The sequence below is a fragment of the Adlercreutzia sp. ZJ141 genome (genome assembly GCF_011038965.1).
Taxonomy (GTDB): domain Bacteria; phylum Actinomycetota; class Coriobacteriia; order Coriobacteriales; family Eggerthellaceae; genus ZJ141.
Genome location: NZ_JAAKEB010000003.1, coordinates 83,596 through 103,778, shown reverse-complemented (window position 1 = coordinate 103,778; position 20,183 = coordinate 83,596). Strand labels below are relative to the sequence as shown.

The 20,183-nt window shown below is 58.2% G+C and carries 17 protein-coding genes; 1 reads left to right on the top strand and 16 read right to left on the bottom strand.

All coding sequences use genetic code 11. The annotated features are described in order from the left end of the window. Nucleotides 1-38: 38 nt before the first annotated feature. Both G7Y44_RS01900 and G7Y44_RS01895 read right to left on the bottom strand, forming a co-directional pair. Nucleotides 39-2,876 carry a heavy metal translocating P-type ATPase gene (locus G7Y44_RS01900; RefSeq protein WP_241159142.1) on the bottom strand — a complete coding sequence of 946 codons (2,838 nt, stop codon included), beginning with the start codon at nucleotides 2,874-2,876 and terminating at the stop codon, nucleotides 39-41. Nucleotides 2,877-2,895: 19 nt separating this feature from the next. Next, entirely contained in the window at nucleotides 2,896-3,294 is a 399-nt protein-coding gene (locus G7Y44_RS01895; protein ID WP_165247106.1) for a metal-sensing transcriptional repressor, read from the bottom strand. A 382-nt stretch (nucleotides 3,295-3,676) separates the two neighbouring features. Between G7Y44_RS01895 and G7Y44_RS01890 the strand changes: the two genes are divergently transcribed. After that, entirely contained in the window at nucleotides 3,677-5,158 is a 1,482-nt protein-coding gene (locus G7Y44_RS01890; RefSeq protein ID WP_165044379.1) for a DUF1846 domain-containing protein, read from the top strand. Nucleotides 5,159-5,313: 155 nt separating this feature from the next. Here the strand turns inward: G7Y44_RS01890 and murJ are convergent, their stop codons facing one another. The 14 genes from murJ to G7Y44_RS01820 form a co-directional block, all read right to left on the bottom strand. Then, nucleotides 5,314-7,023: a murein biosynthesis integral membrane protein MurJ gene (gene murJ, locus G7Y44_RS01885; protein ID WP_165247104.1), complete on the bottom strand. Its 1,710-nt coding sequence runs from the start codon at nucleotides 7,021-7,023 to the stop codon at nucleotides 5,314-5,316. Nucleotides 7,024-7,029: 6 nt separating this feature from the next. Continuing rightward, entirely contained in the window at nucleotides 7,030-7,551 is a 522-nt protein-coding gene (gene rsfS / locus G7Y44_RS01880; protein ID WP_165044375.1) for a ribosome silencing factor, read from the bottom strand. Further along, a complete protein-coding gene (yqeK, locus tag G7Y44_RS01875; RefSeq protein ID WP_241159136.1) occupies nucleotides 7,548-8,333 on the bottom strand; it encodes a bis(5'-nucleosyl)-tetraphosphatase (symmetrical) YqeK in 786 nt (261 codons plus the stop codon). Before yqeK ends, rsfS begins: the two co-directional genes overlap by 4 nt. Beyond that, complete coding sequence (nadD, locus tag G7Y44_RS01870; protein ID WP_241159135.1) at nucleotides 8,326-9,051, bottom strand: nicotinate-nucleotide adenylyltransferase; 726 nt, start codon at nucleotides 9,049-9,051, stop codon at nucleotides 8,326-8,328. The genes yqeK and nadD overlap by 8 nt, the downstream gene beginning before the upstream one ends. Beyond that, the gene (locus G7Y44_RS01865) at nucleotides 9,051-10,340 is read right to left on the bottom strand and encodes a glutamate-5-semialdehyde dehydrogenase (RefSeq protein ID WP_165247102.1); all 1,290 of its coding nucleotides are present in this window, start codon (nucleotides 10,338-10,340) and stop codon (nucleotides 9,051-9,053) included. The genes nadD and G7Y44_RS01865 overlap by 1 nt, the downstream gene beginning before the upstream one ends. 88 nt (nucleotides 10,341-10,428) lie before the next feature. Next, complete coding sequence (gene proB, locus G7Y44_RS01860) at nucleotides 10,429-11,622, bottom strand: glutamate 5-kinase (protein WP_165247100.1); 1,194 nt, start codon at nucleotides 11,620-11,622, stop codon at nucleotides 10,429-10,431. After that, nucleotides 11,622-13,016 (bottom strand): GTPase ObgE, encoded by a 1,395-nt coding sequence (gene obgE, locus G7Y44_RS01855; protein WP_165247098.1) that lies wholly within the window; start codon nucleotides 13,014-13,016, stop codon nucleotides 11,622-11,624. The genes proB and obgE overlap by 1 nt, the downstream gene beginning before the upstream one ends. A 139-nt stretch (nucleotides 13,017-13,155) precedes the next feature. Beyond that, complete coding sequence (gene rpmA, locus G7Y44_RS01850) at nucleotides 13,156-13,419, bottom strand: 50S ribosomal protein L27 (protein ID WP_165044367.1); 264 nt, start codon at nucleotides 13,417-13,419, stop codon at nucleotides 13,156-13,158. A gap of 17 nt (nucleotides 13,420-13,436) precedes the next feature. Continuing rightward, nucleotides 13,437-13,820, bottom strand: coding sequence for a 50S ribosomal protein L21 (rplU, locus tag G7Y44_RS01845; RefSeq protein ID WP_165044366.1), 384 nt, complete (start codon nucleotides 13,818-13,820; stop codon nucleotides 13,437-13,439). Between the two features lie 278 nt (nucleotides 13,821-14,098). Next, nucleotides 14,099-16,726 (bottom strand): DNA polymerase I, encoded by a 2,628-nt coding sequence (gene polA / locus G7Y44_RS01840; RefSeq protein ID WP_165247097.1) that lies wholly within the window; start codon nucleotides 16,724-16,726, stop codon nucleotides 14,099-14,101. A gap of 88 nt (nucleotides 16,727-16,814) precedes the next feature. Beyond that, a complete protein-coding gene (locus G7Y44_RS01835) occupies nucleotides 16,815-17,489 on the bottom strand; it encodes a winged helix-turn-helix transcriptional regulator (RefSeq protein WP_165247095.1) in 675 nt (224 codons plus the stop codon). A gap of 21 nt (nucleotides 17,490-17,510) precedes the next feature. Beyond that, the gene (gene glnA, locus G7Y44_RS01830) at nucleotides 17,511-18,860 is read right to left on the bottom strand and encodes a type I glutamate--ammonia ligase (RefSeq protein WP_165247093.1); all 1,350 of its coding nucleotides are present in this window, start codon (nucleotides 18,858-18,860) and stop codon (nucleotides 17,511-17,513) included. Between the two features lie 206 nt (nucleotides 18,861-19,066). Further along, the gene (locus G7Y44_RS01825) at nucleotides 19,067-19,405 is read right to left on the bottom strand and encodes an AzlD domain-containing protein (RefSeq protein ID WP_165247091.1); all 339 of its coding nucleotides are present in this window, start codon (nucleotides 19,403-19,405) and stop codon (nucleotides 19,067-19,069) included. Next, nucleotides 19,406-20,134 carry an AzlC family ABC transporter permease gene (locus G7Y44_RS01820; protein ID WP_165247089.1) on the bottom strand — a complete coding sequence of 243 codons (729 nt, stop codon included), beginning with the start codon at nucleotides 20,132-20,134 and terminating at the stop codon, nucleotides 19,406-19,408. Between the last annotated feature and the right edge of the window lie 49 nt (nucleotides 20,135-20,183).

The following is a 20,183-nucleotide window of genomic DNA, read 5'->3' as shown; positions in this document are numbered from 1 at the left end:
AGTCGAGAAGCAAGCTCGCAGCAAACAGCTAACGGCAACTATGCCATTGTGGCTTCGTAGCCGGCATCAACCACGGCGGCGATAAGCGCATCATCAGCTACATCGGATGAGAGCAGCGCCTTTGCCGTGCCAGCATCGAGGTCGACCACGGCCTCCTGTACACCCTCAATACCCTCGAGCGCCTTCTTCACGTGGCCCACACAGTGCATGCACATCATGCCTTCAACCTTAAGTGTCTTTTCCATAGTTGTCTCCTTCTTCTCGATTGCTTTATCGGACGCATCAAGCGAAGCGTCCGCAGAAAGCGTTCCCGCTGAAATGCGCGGTGAGCTCTCCTGTTCCCTTTGCTGGTCCTTGCATCGATCGGTTGTAAGCTGCGCCTGAGCCTCGCAGCTCGCTTCGCTCGCGGGGTGCGTCTCGGACGTCCGTGCTGCGGGCACTTGCGTTGCGGACGTCTGCGTTGCAGGCACTTGCGCGGGTGCCGACGCGGATGTCGCAGTCACACGCTGGGGCTTCCACGCTCGCAATCGCAGGGCATTGCTAACCACGCACACCGAGCTCATACTCATGGCAGCAGCCGCGATCATGGGGTTCAAGTTGATACCCGCCCATGCAAGCGCGCCCGCGGCAACCGGTATGCAAATAGCGTTGTAGATAAGCGCCCAGAACAGGTTCTGCTTGATGTTGCGCAGCGTCGCGCGCGACAGCGAAATTGCGGCCGGAACATCAGCAAGATCGCTATGCATGAGCACAATGTCGGCACTCTCGATAGCGATATCGGTGCCAGCACCAATGGCAATACCTACATCGGCACGTGCAAGGGCGGGCGCGTCGTTGATGCCATCACCAACCATGGCGACCGTGCCTGCTTGCGACAGCTCGCGAACCACTCGCTCCTTGTCGTGTGGCATCACGCCAGCGATCACCCTATCTGCTCCCACTGCACGCTGGATCGCCGCCGCCGTTCGCTCATTGTCGCCCGTAAGCATGACGGTGGATACACCCATACGGCGCAGCTCGGCTATGGCCGCAGCGCTCGTCGGCTTCACCACATCGGCTACGGCAATTACACCTACAAGCACATCATCGCTCGCGAAGTACAACACCGTCTTGCCGTCGTCAGCCAACGCCTCGGCCGCGCCTTCACACGCCGACACAGTAACACCGGCTTCCTCCATCATGCGCGCATTGCCGGCCAGGCACATACGACCGCCTACCGTGGCCCGAACACCCCGGCCCGGCACCTGCTCGAATCCGTCGGCGGGTTGCGCGACAGCTCCACAGGCTTGCGCGTAGGCTACTATCGCCTGGCCAAGCGGATGTTCCGACTTCGCCTCAAGCGACAGCGCCAGCGAAAGTAGCGTCGCCTGCGCTTGCCCAGCTTTTGCAGCCGTGGCCTCGTCTTCGCCCTGAGCGCCCTGCGTTTCCTGCACGCCCTGCGCCGCTACGAATACGCCCTGCGCGAACACGTCGGTCACCTGGGGTGTTCCCTGCGTTATGGTGCCTGTCTTATCCAACACCACCGTGCGCACGCCATGCGCCACCTCAAGCGCCTCGGCCGATTTCACCAGAATGCCACACGACGCACCGCGGCCGGTGCCTACCATAATAGCTGTTGGCGTTGCCAGACCCAGCGCACACGGACACGATATAACCAACACCGTAATAGCGTGATTAAGCGCAACAGACAGCCCCGACCCCAGCAGCATCCACACGGCAAACGAAATAAGTGCGATGCCGATAACTGCCGGCACGAACACACCAGCTATCTTGTCGGCTGTTTTCTCAATGGGAGCTTTCGAGCTGGTGGCCTCGTCAACCAGCCGGATAATACCCGCCAGCGTGGTGTCTGCCCCCACGCGCTCAGCACGCATGGTAAACCACCCCGAACGGTTCACCGTTGCACCCGTCACCGGCGCGCCTGCGGCCTTTTCCACCGGCACGCTCTCGCCCGTGATTACCGACTCGTCGACCACACCCGCTCCATCAAGTACCACGCCGTCGACCGGCACACTTTCTCCTGCTCGGACTACCAGCACGTCACCCACACGAACACTTGCCGCCGACACCTGCTCTTCCACGCCGTTCACCAAGCGTGTGGCGGTTTTCGGCGACAGATCCATGAGCTTGGTTATGGCGTCGGTGGTCTTGCCCTTCGCGCGGGCCTCAAAGAACTTGCCCAGCGTAATGAGCGTAAGTATCGTACCCGCCGAATCGAAGTACAGCATAGTCATGGCAACCTGACGGGCAGCTGCACTATCCCCTGCCCCCAATGCTGCCCCGATTCCGTACAACCCACAGACACCGTACACAGTTGAAGCGGCCGACCCCAGCGCCACGAGTGTGTCCATGTTCGGTGCACCGTGAATGAGCGCAGTCGTACCCACACGGAAGAATTTGAAGTTCACGAACAGAATAGGCAACAGCAATAAAAACTGGGTGAATGCGAAGGCAAACACGTTGCGCTCGCCCATAAAAGCACTTGGCAGCGGCCAGCCAAACATGTGGCCCATAGACAAGTAGAAGAGCGGTATGCAGAACGCAAGGGACACGACAAGGCGTGTACGCACCTTCTTCGCCTCGGCTGTAGCAGCGTTCGTGGGCTGGGGCGCAGACACAACCAATCCCGCACCTATGCCCGCGCTGACATCGGCGGTGTTCGTATTCGCACGCGGAGCTGCACCGTAGCCCGCCTTCTCTATGGCAGCGCACAAGGCGGCAACAGTGTCCGGCGAGCCGTCGTAGTCAACCTCCATCGAGTTCTTCAACAAATTCACTACCGCACTGTCAACGCCCGCAACGGCGTTTGCCGTCTTCTCAACGCGAGCCGAGCACGCCGCGCACGTCATGCCCGTCACGTCAAACGTTTGTCTCACAGATCCCATGTCGGTCTCCTTACCGGGCAAAACGCTTGACGAGCTGCATAGCTTCGGTAACCACCTCGTCATTTCCCTGTCGAATCTGCTCAACAACGCAGGTTTCCATATGATCTTGCAACAGCATCATCGACACGCTGCGCACCGCGCTTTCCGCTGCAGCCAGCTGCACGAGCACATCGCCGCAGTAGCGGTTGTCGTCCAGCATATTCTTCACGCCACCCAGCTGCCCGATAGCCCGATTCAGCCGCCGCTGCAAGTCGGCCTTAAACTCGTCGCTGCGCGGGGTCGCCTTGTGATGGCAACCGCACTGCTGCGCCTCACCGGCAGTTTGCTGCGCAGTGCCTGCTTGTTGCGCGGTGTTCTCACAAGGCGCGGCTTCAGCCGCCTTCTCTTTCGTTTCCCGAATCTCGCTCATGCTCATCCTTTCTTAAACCCCCTTGGGGTATCTATTTCGCAGTAAGCATATACCCCATGGGTGTATGATGCAATACACAACACGTTTCCCACATCAACGCTGATTCACTTATTCGCTCCTGAGCTCTTCCTGAGCGTTTCGTCTTTGCAACCTCCGCAACCTTGGAAACCAACCGGCAACAACCAGCGCGGCGGCTTGCGTTATAATTCGCTCGATGCAAACGCAGGGGTGCAGACAAGGGTGCGACAGGGACGCGGCAACAGGCAGCAACACTACGGCGCGTTGGTGGTACCGTGGTGTTACCGCACGCACCGCACGCGCCCCAGAAAAACGGAGCGCAAACGCAGGCACTCAACGCAAGCGACATAGAAGGCAGGGACGTATGAGAATCGGGTTCGACAACGACAAGTACATCACCATGCAGGCCGAGCACATTCGCGAGCGTGTAGCGCAATTCGGCGGCAAGCTGTACCTGGAATTCGGCGGCAAGATCTTCGACGATTACCATGCCAGCCGCGTGCTACCCGGTTTTGAACCTGATGTGAAAATCCGCATGTTGCAAAGCATGTCAGCCGACGTGGAGATCATTATCGCCATCAACGCCAACGACATTGAGAAAAGCAAGGTGCGGGGTGATTTAGGTATCACCTACGACGAGGACGTGCTGCGGCTCATGGACAACCTGCGCAGCATGGGATTTCTCGTCAGCAACGTGGTCATCACCCGCTACGCTGGCCAGCCCGACGCCGATGCGTTCCGTAAGCGACTCGATGCACTGGGCGTGAAAAGCCACCTGCACTACCCTATTGCCGGCTACCCTTACGACATCGATCACATCGTATCGGACGAGGGCTTCGGCAAAAACGACTTCGTGGAAACCGTGCGCCCGCTCGTGGTGGTAACCGCTCCTGGCCCTGGATCAGGCAAAATGGCTACCTGCTTAAGCCAGCTCTTCCACGAGTACAAGCGCGGCGTGCGCGCGGGCTATGCGAAGTACGAAACGTTCCCCATCTGGAATCTGCCGCTGTCGCATCCGGTGAACATCGCGTACGAGGCAGCAACGGTCGACCTTGACGACGCGAACGCCATCGACCCGTTCCATGCCGAAGCCTATGGCGAAACCACCGTGAATTACAACCGTGACATCGAGGTGTTCCCGGTGCTCAAGGCCATGATGGACAAGATCGTCGGAGAAAGCCCCTACCAATCGCCCACCGACATGGGCGTGAACATGGCGGGCTTCGGCATTGTCGACGACGAGGCGTGTCGCGAGGCATCGAAAATGGAGATCGTGCGCCGCTACTTCAAAGCAGCAGTGGATGTAAAGCGCACCGGTGTTGGCCAGGAGAACGTGCAAAAACTCGAGTTGCTCATGAATCAAGCGGGCGTGAACTCGAACTTCTCGCCCGCACGAAGCGCCGCTTTACTGAAAGAAGAAGCCACAGGGTCCCCCGCGGGTGCCATGGTACTGCCCGACGGGTCGGTGATCACCGGCAAAACGTCGAATTTGATGGGCGCAGCATCGTCGCTGTTGCTGAATGCGTTGAAGGAAGTCGCCGGCTTAAACGACGACCTGCACGTACTGTCGGATTCAGCCATCGAGCCCATTTCCCATTTGAAAACCGAGCACCTGCACGCCGGCAACCCGCGCTTGCATTCCGATGAGACGCTTATCGCGCTGTCGCTCAGTTCAGTGACGAACCCTCTAGCCGAAGAATGCATCAAGCACGCCGACAAGCTGCGCGGGTGCGACGCGTTCTTCAGCGTGATCATCTCATCGGCCGACGAGCACCTGTACCGCACGCTGGGCATCAACGTGTGCTGCGAGCCAAAATACGAGCAGCGCCGCCTGTACCACAAGTAACAATAGTCAGACAACCGAACGCGCCAGAGAAGCGCTGCCGAAACAGAAAAACCCAATCCCCGCCGCTCAGGAACCTCATATCAGTGCTTCCTGAGCGGCGGTTGTTTTTGCGCGCATGAATCATTGGCAACGGTTATTCCCGCGTACATGGGACACTATCGGCGGTCATTTCCTCGCGCATGACGACCGCGATGCGCTTTGTGTGCGAAACGCCCAGCGACCTTACCCGCGATGTTCGACACGAACGCCGCCTCGGGCACGCCTAGCTTCATAGCAGGTCCGAACGTGACCACAAGCGCTACCAGACCCCCTACGACAATGTAGAGAAACGCCTGCGAGATCGAACCCGACAGCGGCCCAAACACCAACTGCAGCGCATAGAGCACCCCAGCTGCGGCCGCCGCACCCAACCCGCCGAATAGCAGAGCCTGGCACGTGGCGCGTGCGGTCGAGCGCATGCCCAGCCCGCCAAAGCGTCGGCGCAGGTACACAAACACACACGCCTCGCCGATGAAGTAGAAGAGTCCTTCAGCAAGGGCGATCGTTTCGATGGGAAACACATCAGGCCGAGAAGCAGCAATAAGCGTCACCACGATCTGCGCCGCACCCGCCAACACGTTGAAGGCAGCAAAAAGGTGCATAATACGCAAGCTGCTACACACCTTCTGCATGTAGGTGAACACAGCGTAAAACGGCAGCGCCACAGCAAACACCGCAAGGAAGCTCGCGATGGTCGACACGCTGTCGAGCGAAAACGCCCCCACGTGGTACAGCGTAACAAGCGGCAGCGAGAATACCGCCAGATACAAGGCAAATGGAATCATGAAGAACAGAATTTGGTTCGTCCCACTCACAATACCGCGCTTCACGCCTTCGATGTTGCCTTCCGCCTGCATATCCGAAAGCTCGGTGAACATCGTGGTGGTAATAGGCACCGCCAAAAATGCGTACGGCAGCGTAAACCACAAGCGAGAATACGCAATAATGGACGGCCCGCTATCGGTGAATGCGTACGATGCCGCATTCTGCACCGACACCACCACAAACGAACAAAGCATCACAAACACAGCCGGCACACCGATACTCACCGTTTCACGCAACGCCGGATCATGCAGATTGATGCGCGGACGCAAACGAATGCCGTTGCGCTTGAGCGCGGGCCATTGCATGAGCGCCTGCACGATAACACCCGCCGGGTTGCCGATAGCAATAATGTAGAGCGCCACTTCGGGCGCGCGCGGTGCGAGGGCTGCATACGCTACGAAGGTTACAATAACGATAAGGTTATTCGCCACAGGGGCAATAGAGGACCACAAGTAATCGCGATTGGCGTTGAGCAGCCCCGACAGAATGGCACTGATACCATAGAACACAATTTGAATGGCGAAGAACTGGAAAAAGAACACCGACTGCGCCATTTCGGCCTGGTCAGACAGAAAGCTCTGCGTGTAGATGACCACACCCGGAAACACCATACACAGAAGCGACGCTGCGCCGAGCAGCACCACCACGATGGTGAGCAGGTTCGATGCGTAGTCATTGCCCGCATCGTTGCCCAAGCGCTTCTTGACCGACATGTACACCGGCAGAAACGCCGTAACCAACATGCCCCCCACAACCATCTCGTAGAGCATGTTCGGCAGCGTGTTGGCCACCTGATACGAGCTCGACAACAGCGTGGCGCCTAAGGCGAAAGCCATAGCCCACGTGCGCAGAAAACCCGTAATGCGCGACACGAGCACGCACACGCTGATAAGCGCCGCTGACGACCCTACTGCAGCAACATCGTCGGCGGGCTTGACCACCTCCGCGCTCGATGCACTACGGGCGTTGGGCGCGGACGGTTTGGCAGACAAGCGCGTCATGACTGGCTATTCCCCAGCAACGCTTTCAGCAGGCACCGCCTGGCGATCGGCAGCAGGCTTACCAGCATCAGCGACATCGGCGACATTGGCGGCAGGCTCGCGCCGATCGAGCATCTTTGCGATGCGATCGGAGTACTCGACATCAACAAGCCCCGCTTCGGCCGCCAAGTCGATAACAGGAGCGTCATTCCACAGATCCTCAAGGCGGTAGAACTCGCGTGTTTCGGGCTGGAACACATGGACAACAATGTTGCCGTAATCTAACAGCGCCCAGGTACCATCCTGCGTTCCCTCGCGATGCAGAGGCTTCACCCCACCGTCAACACGCAGCTTTTCTTCAACCTCGTCGATAATGGCGTTCACCTGGCGGTCGTTGCGTGCGGTGGCGATAACGAAGTAGTCGGTGACGCCGATCAGCTCGCGCACCTCCTGCACCATGATGTCAGTCGCTTTCTTCGCATTAGCCGCCTTCGCAGCAATGAGGGCACACTCGCGCGAAGGTGCCTCGTTTGTTTGCTTTTTGGTCACCGGTTATCCTTTCCTTGTGATGCGTACGCAATGGCACTCTGCTCAGCAGAAGCTCGCTTGCGGGCCCGCATCATATAATGGTTCCATACGCCCACCGTGGGCGTGTACAGCAGTTTCCTTCGTCTGACCAGCATTCGCATCACATGTGCGAATGAAGCGACGAACAACTCTTCGAGCGACGTGCGCCCCACGAGAGCCCGCAGCTCATCGAGTCCGTCATAGCACCGGCCCGGCTCGATCATGTCCGCTACGTACACAATCATGTCGAGGTCGGTCATACAAACGCTTCCTGTCGTATGAAGCCGCACCGCTTGGAGCACCTCGTTCGGAATGCTGGGGTACTCTGCGGCGAGCGCCGCTGCGGCAGTTGGACCGTGCAGCAGTTGAGGCATCGACTCCATCATATCGGCATGCACCTCAGCATCTACGCCAAACTCACGCGCGCGAGCTCGAATGCCGTCATCATCATACGCCTTGTCCCAATCGTGCAGCAGCGCAGCCAGACGCGCCATCGCAATATCGGCCCCATACTCACGCGCCAGGCACTCAGCGGTTTCCACCACGCCCATAACATGAGCGAAGCGCTTCTTCCCCACACGCCCAGAAAGCTCGGTTTTACGCGCGCAGAAAAACTCGTCAGACAGGGCGTCGGGATCATGCGTGCCCAATACACCGAAAGCGGTTTGAGGATCGGTGGCACACATGCTCGCTCTTTTGGAAGCACGCTCGACGCACGCGCTGCGCTTTGACGCTCGCTTCTTTCGCTTGCCTACATCAGCCACGCACCGCACCCCCCTTGCCACATTGCTTCGCTTTCCATTCGCCTGCGCAACGGTACAGGCCGTGCGCGCTCACGTAATCATACACGTTTGGCGCCAACAGATCGCGAACCGATTCGCCCTTCGCAAGCTTTTCGCGAATGGCGCTCGACGACACGGGATAATCGGCCACGCGTACGTAATCGACACAGAAGCCTTGCACCGTAAGACTCGCCCGGCACTCCGGCGCCACGATATGCCCTGGACGCGTCATAGCGATGATGCGCGCCGCGCGCGCAATAGCTTCGGGTTCATGCCAGCTACCAAGTGTTAACGCTGCATCAGCCCCAACGATGAAGAAAAGTTCCACGTTTTTAGGGTAGTGCGCCCGCAGCTGCCGCAACGTGTCTGAAGTGTAAGAGTCACCGGGACGGTTAACCTCGATGGCGCTCACGTCAAGCCCTGGGTGTGCGGCAACGGCCAAGCGGCACATGTTCAAGCGGTGTGCAGCTGGCGCAACATCGCGGCCCTTCTTGAACACCGACACACCTGCAGGAACAAGCAGTACGGCATCGAGCCTGCAGATGCGGCGCACTTCGTCAGCACACGCCACGTGCCCCACATGAACAGGATCAAACGTACCACCCATGATACCTAAACGCCGCAGTGCACCATCGGCCCCTAACCGCTCGAAGCGTTGGCTCACCACAACGTCGGCCACACCATCAAAAAGGGTATCCACTATGCGCGCACCTGTCCGTTGCCGCGCAGCACGTACTTGTATGAGGTGAGCGCATCAAGCGCAAACGGCCCGCGCGCATGCAGCTTCTGCGTGGAAATGCCGATCTCAGCTCCCAAGCCGAACTGCCCACCATCGGTAAACGCCGTCGACGCGTTCGCATACACCGCTGCCGCGTCAACCCGTGCCAGAAACGCCTCAATGGCCGCCGCACCCGCTGCAGACGCTTCATCTGCAACAATGGCTTCGGAATGCTTCGTGCCGTAGCGATTCACGTGCGCGATGGCCTCATCGACACCACAAACGCACTTCACCGCGATTTCAGGTGCGAGATACTCGGTAGCCCAGTCGTCCTCGGATGCGCTCACGCAGCGCACGTTGTTGCCCGCCGCCAACGCGCAGGCGCATGCCGTCTCATCACCATGCACGAGCACACCGCGCTCGGCGAGCGCCGCAAGCACATCTGGCAAAAACTCATGTGCAACTGACGTATCTACGAGCAGCGTTTCAGCGGCGTTGCACACACCGAAACGGCGGCACTTCGCGTTCACCACGATGTCGCGCGCCATGTTAAGATTGGCAGTTTCGTGCACATACACATGGCAGTTGCCTGTACCCGTTTCGATGACCGGCACCTTCGAGCATTCCACGCAGTGGCGGATAAGCCCCGCCCCTCCACGTGGAATAAGCACGTCGACTATGCCGTGTAGCTGCATAAGTGCGTCGGTCGCTGCGCGGTCGGTAGTAGTGATAGCGCAAACAACATCGGCTGGCAAACCAACGCTTGCCGCCGCTTCAGACAGCACCCGTGCGATAGCCTCGTTCGAGTGCGCCGCCAAACTGCCGCCGCGCAGCACGACCGCATTGCCGGACTTCACACAAATGCCCGCCGCATCGGCCGTCACGTTCGGCCGTGCCTCGTAGACCACAGCAACCACGCCAAGTGGCACGCTCACACGCGTAAGCTCAATGCCGTTGTACAGCGTACGCTGCGCCTGCACACACGCAAGCGGATCGCCAAGCTCGCACAATTCCTCAAGCGCACACGCCATGGCATCCACGCGCGCCGCATCAAGCATCAACCGGTCGAGAATCGCCTCAGACGTGCCCATCTTACGAGCAGCTTCCATGTCGCGCTCGTTTGCCGCAACAACGTCTGCCACATGCTCTCGCAACGCCGAAGCCATCGCGGAAAGGGCATCGTTGCGCGCCTGACCACTCGCAGCGGCCAGTGCCACGCTTGCGTCGCGCGCCCGCAGCGCTAACGCGCGCACCTCTTCCTCAACACCCATGTTGCCCCCTTTCGGCTGCGCCGGTTTCCAGATTTATCAAATGTCACACTCACCGGTTTCCTACCACGTCAGCGAGAGCCTTTGATAGTTACTCAAACACTACCAGCTCGTCGCGATGAACGAGCTCGCGATCGGCCAACTGTGCCAGAATGGCGTTCGCACGCAGCTGTGCGCGAGCTCTCCCAACAGCAAGATCAACCAGGTCGGCATCGGCACGCACACGACCGCGGGCAAACACGTGCCCGGTCGTGTCCTTTATGTCCACAATGTCGCCTTCCAAGAAGCGCCCTTCCATACCACACACACCAACGACAAGCAACGAGCTACCCTTGTCAATGAGCGCCGCTTTTGCGCCCGCATCCACCATAAGCGACCCTCGTGGAGAATCGGCGAGCGCGATCCAGAGCTTTTTCGCCGTAACCTCATGCGGCTTTTTCTCCGCCGTGAACCGCGTACCGATGCGCTTACCTGCGGCAGCGTCCACAATGCAGTCGGGCGTGCGCCCATGGCAGATGACCATGGGGATGCCCGCCACCGTAAGCACACGCGCGGCCTTGATTTTGGTAACCATGCCACCTGACCCTACCGACGACCCCACGCCTCCTGCAACCGACATGATGTCGGGCGTGATGGCGCCAACCTGCTCGATCAGACGCGCCGTGGGACACGTGTGGGGATTCGCATCATAGAGTCCGTCGATGTCGGACATAATAACCATCAGATCAGCATCGATAAGACACGCCACCAAAGCCGCCAACGTGTCGTTGTCGCCAAAGCGAATTTGTTCAACCGACACCGTGTCATTCTCGTTCACAATAGGAACCACACCAAGCTCCAACAGCCGGTTGAAGGTGTCGCGTGCGTGCAGGTAGGCCGTGCGATCGGCTGTATCGCGCCGCGTGAGCAGCACAAGCGACGTTCCTACACTGTATGCGGAAAACGCGCGGGAGTACGCAGACGAAAGCACGCTTGCACCAACCGACGCAGCCGCCTGAAGGCTGGGCATGTCCTTCGGCCGCACCTCAATGCCCATGGCTTCAAGCCCGCACGCAATAGCTGCCGACGTAACGATAACAGGATCCCACCCCGCCTCGCGAACGCGGGAAACCTGATCGGCAACTGACGACAGAAACGTGTAGTCAACCTTACTTTCCGACGTAGTTAGCGTCGAGGACCCTATTTTCACGACGAGACGCCGCCGACGAACATCGCCACCTTGCGAACACGAACCGATACCTTCACAATCAGTCGGCCGCGCAACCGCTTGCTCACAGCCACCCATTACAGATCAAGCTCCTCGTAGTCGTCGTTTGCCATGCGGGCCGACTCGAAGTTGAATGCGTACCCGAGAATGCGTATCTCGTCACCATCGACAGCGCCGGCGCGCTCAAGCTCCTTATCAACACCCAAACGCTTGAAACGGTGCTGGAAGAAGGCGACAGCTTCCTCGTTTTCCCAATCGGTCTGCACAACCATCCGCTCCACCTGCGGACCCGACACGCGGTAAACACCATCGCTGAGCATCTCGACAGAAAGTGTCTTGTCTTTTGCTGCGCGACGATGCTCCCATACCTGGTCATAGCTCGCCTCACTCGCCACCGCATCGCGGGCTGCCTCGCGAAGCTCGCGAACCTTGTGCGCAATGGCAGCTTTCAGGCTCTCCACCCCTTCGCCAGTAAGCGCGCTGATACGGTAGAGCTTCGGGTCGATCGGGCTTGGCGCGAACTCATCACCACCAGCAGCCGCAATAGAATCGGCCAGCACCATATCGGCCAACTTGGCCACAACTACATCGTCATGCGCAGCGTCAATTTTGTTCGCCACAACAATGCGCGGCCGAGCTGCCAATTCATCGGCATACAGCGCCAGTTCATTGTTGATAACACGATAGTCTTCGAGCGGGTCGCGCCCTTCCCAGTCGCCCGTTAAGTCTACGATGTGCACGATAAGCGCCGTGCGCTCGATATGCCGAAGAAACTCATGCCCCAGCCCACGACCTTCATGCGCGCCTTCGATTAGGCCCGGAACGTCGGCTACTACAAAGCTGTAGTCGCCACTCGTCGCCACGCCTAAGTTCGGCACGAGCGTGGTGAAGGGGTAGTCGGCGATCTTCGGACGAGCAGCACTGATGCGCGCGATAAGCGACGACTTGCCAGCTGAAGGCATACCCACCAGCGCTGCGTCGGCCATGAGTTTCATCTCAAGCTCAATCCAGCGTTCCTGGGCAGGCTCGCCCAGCTCGGCGAATGCCGGCGCGCGGCGTGTCGAGGTGACGAAGTGGATGTTACCCCGGCCGCCCATACCACCATCAGCCACGATCACGCTCTCACCGTCGCGCGTGAGATCAGCGATCGTCTCGCCGGTTTCCTTCGTTTCCTCGAAGTACTCGCGCACGATGGTACCCACCGGCACCTTCAACACCAAATCATCACCTGTGGCACCATGCATGCGGCTACCCTTGCCATGCACGCCACGCTGCGCCTTAAAATGATGCTTGAAACGGTAGTCGATCAGCGACGACAAGCTGGCATCGGCCTTTACCACCACGTTACCGCCATGTCCTCCATCGCCGCCGTCAGGCCCTCCCTTCGGCACATGAGCCTCGCGACGAAATGACATGCAGCCCGCACCGCCGTCGCCACCCTTCACGAATATCCGAACCTTGTCTACGAACATGCAAACACCCTTCTTTAGATCATTGGCTCAAACGCTTCATTTGCACATCAGGCACAGACACCCGCACTCGGCGCACTATGCAAAGTGCCCCCTGATGCGCAGGGGGCACTCGAAATCATACGATATCGTTGAAGACGAGTTATGCCTCGGCCTCAACTTCGGGACGCACGTGAACACGGCGCTTCTGCCCGCGCGTGAACTCGAGCGTACCGTCGCACAGGGCGAACAGCGTGTCGTCGCCACCACGGCCGACGTTCTCGCCCGGATGGATGTGCGTGCCGCGCTGGCGGACGATAACGTTGCCGGTGCGCACCTTCTGACCGGCGAACATCTTCACGCCAAGTCGCTTCGAATGGGAATCGCGACCGTTTCGAGTAGAGCCAAGACCTTTCTTATGTGCCATGACTATCCCTCCTTCGCTTACTCGGCATCGGCGGCTGCAGGTTCCTCAGCGGAAACCTCAGCCTTCTTCGCTGCGGCCTTCTTAGGGGCCTTATCAGCACCGACAGATTCGATCTCAACACGGGTCAGACGCTGGCGATGACCGCGCAGCTTCTTGTAGTTCTTGCGCTTCTTGAACTTGAAGATCAGCTGCTTGTCACCCTTGAACTGCTCGATGATGACCGCGGTCACCTTCGTCTGCGCAGCCTTGGCGGGGTCAACTTCAACCTTGTCGCCGTCAACAATGCAAATTGCCTCGAGCTCGATTGTGGCGCCAACCTCAGCATCGATCTTCTCGATGTTGATCCTGTCGCCTGCGGCAACCTTATACTGCTTGCCGCCCGTTTTCACGATTGCGTACATGTTTTCTCCTTGTATGAAAAGTCGCATGGCGATAACTTGTCAACGTGTCCGTAGCATGTTGCCAAAGCGGTTTGCACGGTCCGCGTGTATCATCGCGCTCTTCCTACGCTGTGCCCATTTGGGCGCAACGTTTGCATGGTACCAGAAAACCCCCGCCCACAAAAGAGAAACTTATGGTTTTTTCCTACTACAAATCACTACAAATCGCCAAATACGAAAGTAAATCTTCGCCAAACATGAAAAAAGTTCGCCTACGTCTGCTCGTACCACTCGTGCCGCTAGTGGGCTTCGGCCCAGGTGGTGCCAGCTGATACGTCTACCACCAGGGGCACGCGCAGCGAAACGACGTTTTGCATGACGTCAGTGACCATGCGAGTCAAGGCATCTACCTCGTCAGCTGGCACGCTGAAGTCCAGTTCGTCGTGTACTTGCAGAAGCAACTTTGCGCGGAAGCCTTCTTCGCGCAAGCGACGGGCCACTTCCAACATAGCTAGCTTTATGATATCGGCTGCACTTCCCTGCATAGGATGGTTCATGGCTGTACGCTCACCGAACCCGCGCTGCGTGGCATTGCTCGCGCGCAGTTCGGGAATGTGTCGCTTGCGACCGAACATCGTTTCGGCGTAACCGTTCTCCTTCGCCTGATTCACGGTTTCATCCAAATAAGCGCGCACGCCCGGATACGCCTCGAAATAGCGGTCGATCATGTTCTTTGCTTCACCAAAGGGAATATCCAAGCTTTGTGAGAGGCCATACGCCTGCTGACCATACACAATGCCGAAGTTTACGGCCTTCGCGCGGCTTCGCAGCGTTGGTGTCACCTGATCAACCGGCAGCCCAAACACACGCGCGGCGGTGCTGGCATGGAAGTCCTCACCTGAATTGAACGCGGCCACCAGGTGCTCGTCGGCCGACAGGTGCGCAAGTAACCGCAGCTCAATCTGCGAGTAGTCAGCCGATAAAAAGAGGCTTCCTTGTTCAAGCGGCACGAAACACTCGCGAATCTGACGTCCGAAGTCGGTGCGCACAGGAATATTTTGTAGGTTCGGGTTCGACGACGACAAACGGCCCGTCGCTGTAACCGTTTCATTAAACGACGTGTGCACGCGCCCATCACTTGCCCGCATAGCCGGCAGCGCATCGATGTAGGTCGACTTGATCTTTGCCAGCTCGCGATAACGCAGCACCAGCGCGGGCAACTCATGAACCGAAACGAGCTCCTTGAGCACACTGGCGTCGGTTGAATACCCCCGGTTCGTCTTCTTCTTGGCGGGAAGACCCAGTACATCGAACAGCACATGCCCAAGCTGTTTAGGTGAATCGATATTGAATTCCTCGCCCGCCGCCTGATGAATAGTCGTCCGCAGTGATTCGAGTTCTTCGCCCGTCGAGCGACCAAGCTCAGCCAAACGATCCGTGTCGATAGCGGCCCCCGTGCGCTCCATACAAGCGAGCACGGGTACCAACGGCAGGTCGATATCGGTATACGTCGAAAGGCTGCCATCACGGCGAAGCGCGCTGACAAGCGGGTCAACTAGCGTTCGCGACGCCGCGGCCGCCAAGACGGCTCGATCGGCATCAGTTTTCGCCTCGGGTATGCAACCACCCGCGTATTCTTCCAGCAGCGCATCGAGCGAATAAGCCGACTGCGACGAATTGAGCACATACGCAGCTAGCCCCAGGTCGAAGAAATCGGCATCAAACAGCTCTTTTTCTCCGATGAGTGTTTCCGACAGCGAATCGGCCGGAAAGATGCGGTGTAGATCAGACTTCACATCGAGCGAGGCGAAGCGACACCGACCCACCACGTCAGCAAACGCGCGAAGCCCGTCGTCGCCATCAAACACAGCAGTGCCAGCACTCGAGTTTACCGCAAACACTACTTCGCCACCGAAAAGCGTTGTCTGTTCCGGCTCAGCGAACGCCACACCCACCGTTTCTGCGCCCTCGCACGCAGCGCGCAGCAACTCCCATGCATCCTCGCCATGCATTACAGGTTCCCAAGAAAGCTCCGCCGACTTCTTCACGGGTTCCTGCCCCACGAGCTTCAGAATGCGCGCCAGGTGGGAATTCAACCGATACTCACCAAAGGCCTCTGCCACCGCCTTGGGATCAAAGGAGGGAAACGACGCCTGCTCAAGATCGCATTCGACGGTAAGGTCACGCACGATAGTTGCCACCTCACGGCTCAAGTATGCCGCCTGCTCGTTGTCAACCAGGTGCTCTTTCTGCTTACCCTTCAGCTCGTCAATGTGCTCGTAGATACCCTCGAGGCTTCCAAAACGCGAAAGCAATTTGGAAGCAGTTTTCGCACCAATGCCAGGAACGCCAGGAATGTTGTCGGATGAGTCGCCCATCAATCCTAAGAAGTCGGGGAACTGCTCGGGCGTGACACCGTAGCGCTCGAACACCTCTTTGGGACCATACACGGCAATGTCGGTGATACCCTTCTTGGTGGTGACCACGCGCGTGAGTTCACTCGTCAGCTGATAGACGTCCTTGTCGCCCGACACGAGCAGCGTTTGATAGCCGAGCCGCTCACCTTCAGCCGATATCGTTCCCAACACATCGTCGCCTTCCCAACCATCCACGCGCACAACCGGCACATTCATAGCGACGAGCAGCTCTTCAATGATGGGAAACTGTGTTTTCAGACTCTCATCCATCGGCGGGCGTTGCGCCTTGTACTGGGCAAGTGCCTCGGTGCGAACCTTCGGACGCCCAGCATCGAACGCACACACAATGGCGTCGGGTGCAGCCACATCCACGAACTTGAGCAGCATTGACAGAAAGCCGAACACAGCGTTCGTCGGCCGCCCATCGGGAGCGTTCATGGTAGGCGGCACCGCATGAAACGCGCGATGCATGAGAGAATTACCATCAATGACAGCCACTTTTTTAGGCATGAAAACAAACCTCCGTCGCTTTGCGTCTTGCGGCTTTCAGTATATGCATGCTTACCACCATCGCGGCGCGCATCGTGCTTCTATAGCCCTATGCGTTCCACAAATACCCGACGCCGCGCACCGTTTCTAAGCGCTGTGCCAACTCGGGGCCAAGCTTCGCTCGAACGCGACGCACGTGTACGTCAACCGTGCGCGACCCGCCGTAATAGTCAAAACCCCACACGCGGCGAAGCAGCGCATCGCGCGAATACGTGCGACCCGGATGCGTAACCAAAAACGACAGCAGAGCATATTCCAAATACGTAAGGTCGAGCGGTTCGCCACCAACCGACACCTGATAGGTTGCCAAGTTCACCGTCATGCCGTCGATAGATATATAGTCCGACGATGACGACTCGTTGCCCGGCCACAAAAGCTGCCGAATGCGCGCTGTACATTCCTCACTCGTTGCACCGCGTACCACGAAATCGCTCTTCAGCTGCAACGGAAGACGGAAATCAGCTAGCTGATCGCTCGATAGAATAACTAGCAGCGCCGCTTGCGTATCTTCCAAAATAGTCTGCTCGATATGCGACACATCGGCACTTGCGTCGGCACGCATTTCGTAGATAACCAGATCGGCACCGGCATGCTGCACCAGCAGCTTTTTAAACTGCATCGACGAGCCCGCCACTACATCTACATCTAAATACGAAAGCACCTGTTGGAACTTATGTGCGTTGTCCAGGCTGTCCGCCACAAAAATAACTGTCTTGCGTTGCATGGGTTGCACCTTCCCTCCCGCCTACAACACGGCGAGGAAGCGATCGCGCTCCCATTGCGAAACGAACCCCTGATAGTCGCTCCATTCTTTCCGCTTCGTGTCGACTAGGTAGGAATGGATGTGATCGCCGAGTGTCTCACGCATGAGATCGGATGCGGCAAACAGATCAATTGCCTCGCCCAGACTCTCAGGCAGCGTGCGAAGCCCTTGTTCGCGCAGTTCCTGACGCGAGTAGCGGAACAAGTCTTGACCTTCCACAGGACACACGAGTTCAAGTTTGTCTTCGATACCGCGCAAGCCCGCCGCCAGCATAACCGAAAATGCCAGATAAGGGTTCGCTGCCGGATCGGGGCTGCGCAACTCGATACGACACGCCGACTCATTTCCGGGGCGATACCCTGGCACACGCACGAGCGTCGAACGGTTAGAACGGCCCCATGACAGATACGTCGGCGCGTTGCCGCCTGCGGTCAAGCGCTTGTAGGAGTTCACGTACTGATTGGTGACCAGGCAAAACTCCGGCGCGTACTTCAAAAGACCTGCCAAGTAGTGCTTGGCAAGCGTCGAAAGACCGTAACCTTGCGGATCATTTGTGTCGAAGAAGGCATTGTTTCCGTCCATATCGAACAAGCTCTGATGAACGTGCATGGCGCTTCCCGGCGCATCGGAAAGCGGCTTAGGCATAAACGACGCGTACACGCCATGCTTCATGGCGACTTCCTTCACCACCAGCTTATACGTCATCACGGCATCAGCCATGGACAGCGCGTCGGTGAAGCGCAAATCGATTTCGTTTTGGCTGGGGCCGGCCTCATGGTGGCTGTATTCCACAGGAATGCCCATGCGCTCGAGCATAAGTACGGTATCACGTCGCAGGTCGCTGGCGGAATCGAGGCTGGTCAGATCGAAGTAGCCACCGCGATCAAGCGGCTCGGGGGCAGTTGCGCTCGCGTTCGCGAAGTAATAGAACTCAACCTCGGGTCCAACGTTGAACACGTAACCCATCTGAGCTGCCTTGTCTACCATGCGCTTAAGTACGAAGCGCGGGTCGCCCTCAAACGCGCGCCCATCGGGCGTGCGAATACTGCAGAACATGCGCGCTACCGCGTTATCAGACGGACGCCACGGCAGTACTTGAAACGTTGAAGCATCGGGAAATGCAAGCATGTCGGATTCCTGCATACCGGAAAAACCGTTGATACAACTGCCATCGAAACCCATTCCTACCGAAAACGCATCCTCCATCTCGCTGGGTATGACAGCGAACGACTTCATGGCACCCAGCACGTCGGTGAACCAGAAACGCACGAAATGGACATCGCGAGTTTTGATGGTTTTCAGGACGAAATCCTGATCGGGATTCGACGGCATGCGCCTACGCCTCACTTTCGATCATATAGTATCGGGCCACAACAGGCAGCTTGTTTGCAAAGCCTCGACAGGCGGCTTGTTGGCAGGGCCGCGACGAGTGGTTTGTTCGAGCCGCAACGGACAGCTTATTCGAGCCGCAGCACACGGCACGCTTCCACGTGCACGGTGGCACGCGGTGCGTGTCACATCTTACCAATTCGCCGGCACTACAGCGGAATGGCCATCAGAAGCGCATACGCGATAACACCCGCAATGCCGCACCACAGAAGCGAATGTGTACGCTTCGCAACCACTACCACCACGGCTGCGGCAAGCAAGGGAATAGCCGCTGGCCACAAGCCCGCATCGAACATGTTCGGCGACAGCAGGTCGTTGGCCACAAGCGCCGCAAACGCCGCCGGTGGGATAAAGCCCAGCGCCCGCTCAACCTGTTCAGGTAACGCACGGCCCTTCAGCAAAAAGAGCGGTGCCACGCGGCAGATGATCATAGTCACCGAACAGCAGGCGAACACGATGAAAAACTGAGTCCAACCCATTGGTTCCATCTAGCTCACCTCCGCTTCCCTGCTACCGTCGGCCTCACCGTGAAGCGACTCGCCCCGAACCGTTGCGAACACCATGGCCGCCACCACACCACAAACCGCACCAATGAGAATGGCCGGGCCAGAAAGCCCCACGCACTTACACACAAACACGCCTACGAACGCCACCACGATGGCAACCACGTTCGACGGCGTCATCTTCTGATCAAGCAGCAGGCAAATGAAAATGGAGGTCATAGCGAAGGCGGCCACAGCAAGCGGGATACCAATAGCGTCGCCCACCAGCACGCCCAGCACATTCGAAAGCGTCCATGAGCTATTGGAGAAGGCATTCACCATTGTGGCTCGCGCCACCGTCCAGCCGCCTTCCTCAAACTTGATCACATTCACGCCGTAGCTCTCGTCGGTTACCGACGCTGCAAACATGAACGACAGCAGCTTATTCGCCGTTCGACACACCGGCGCGAAGGCCGCGGAATACAGCATTTGGCGCGTGTTCACCAACGACACGCTGGCGATGATGGAAGCCATGGGAGCACCGGCAATCCACATGTTAGGAATCATGAACTGGCCGGCGCCCGAGTAGAACACGATCGACATGACAAACACCTGCAGGGCGTTCATACCAATAGAGTTGCTTAAGATGCCACAGGGTATGCCAATAGCGACGTACCCCAACATGATAGGAAACGCCGCCTGAAACGACTGTCGTATGTCATCGCGAGAAATCACAGCCCCCGATTATAGCGGTTTTGAGCATGTGAGCAAGATATTTGATCCT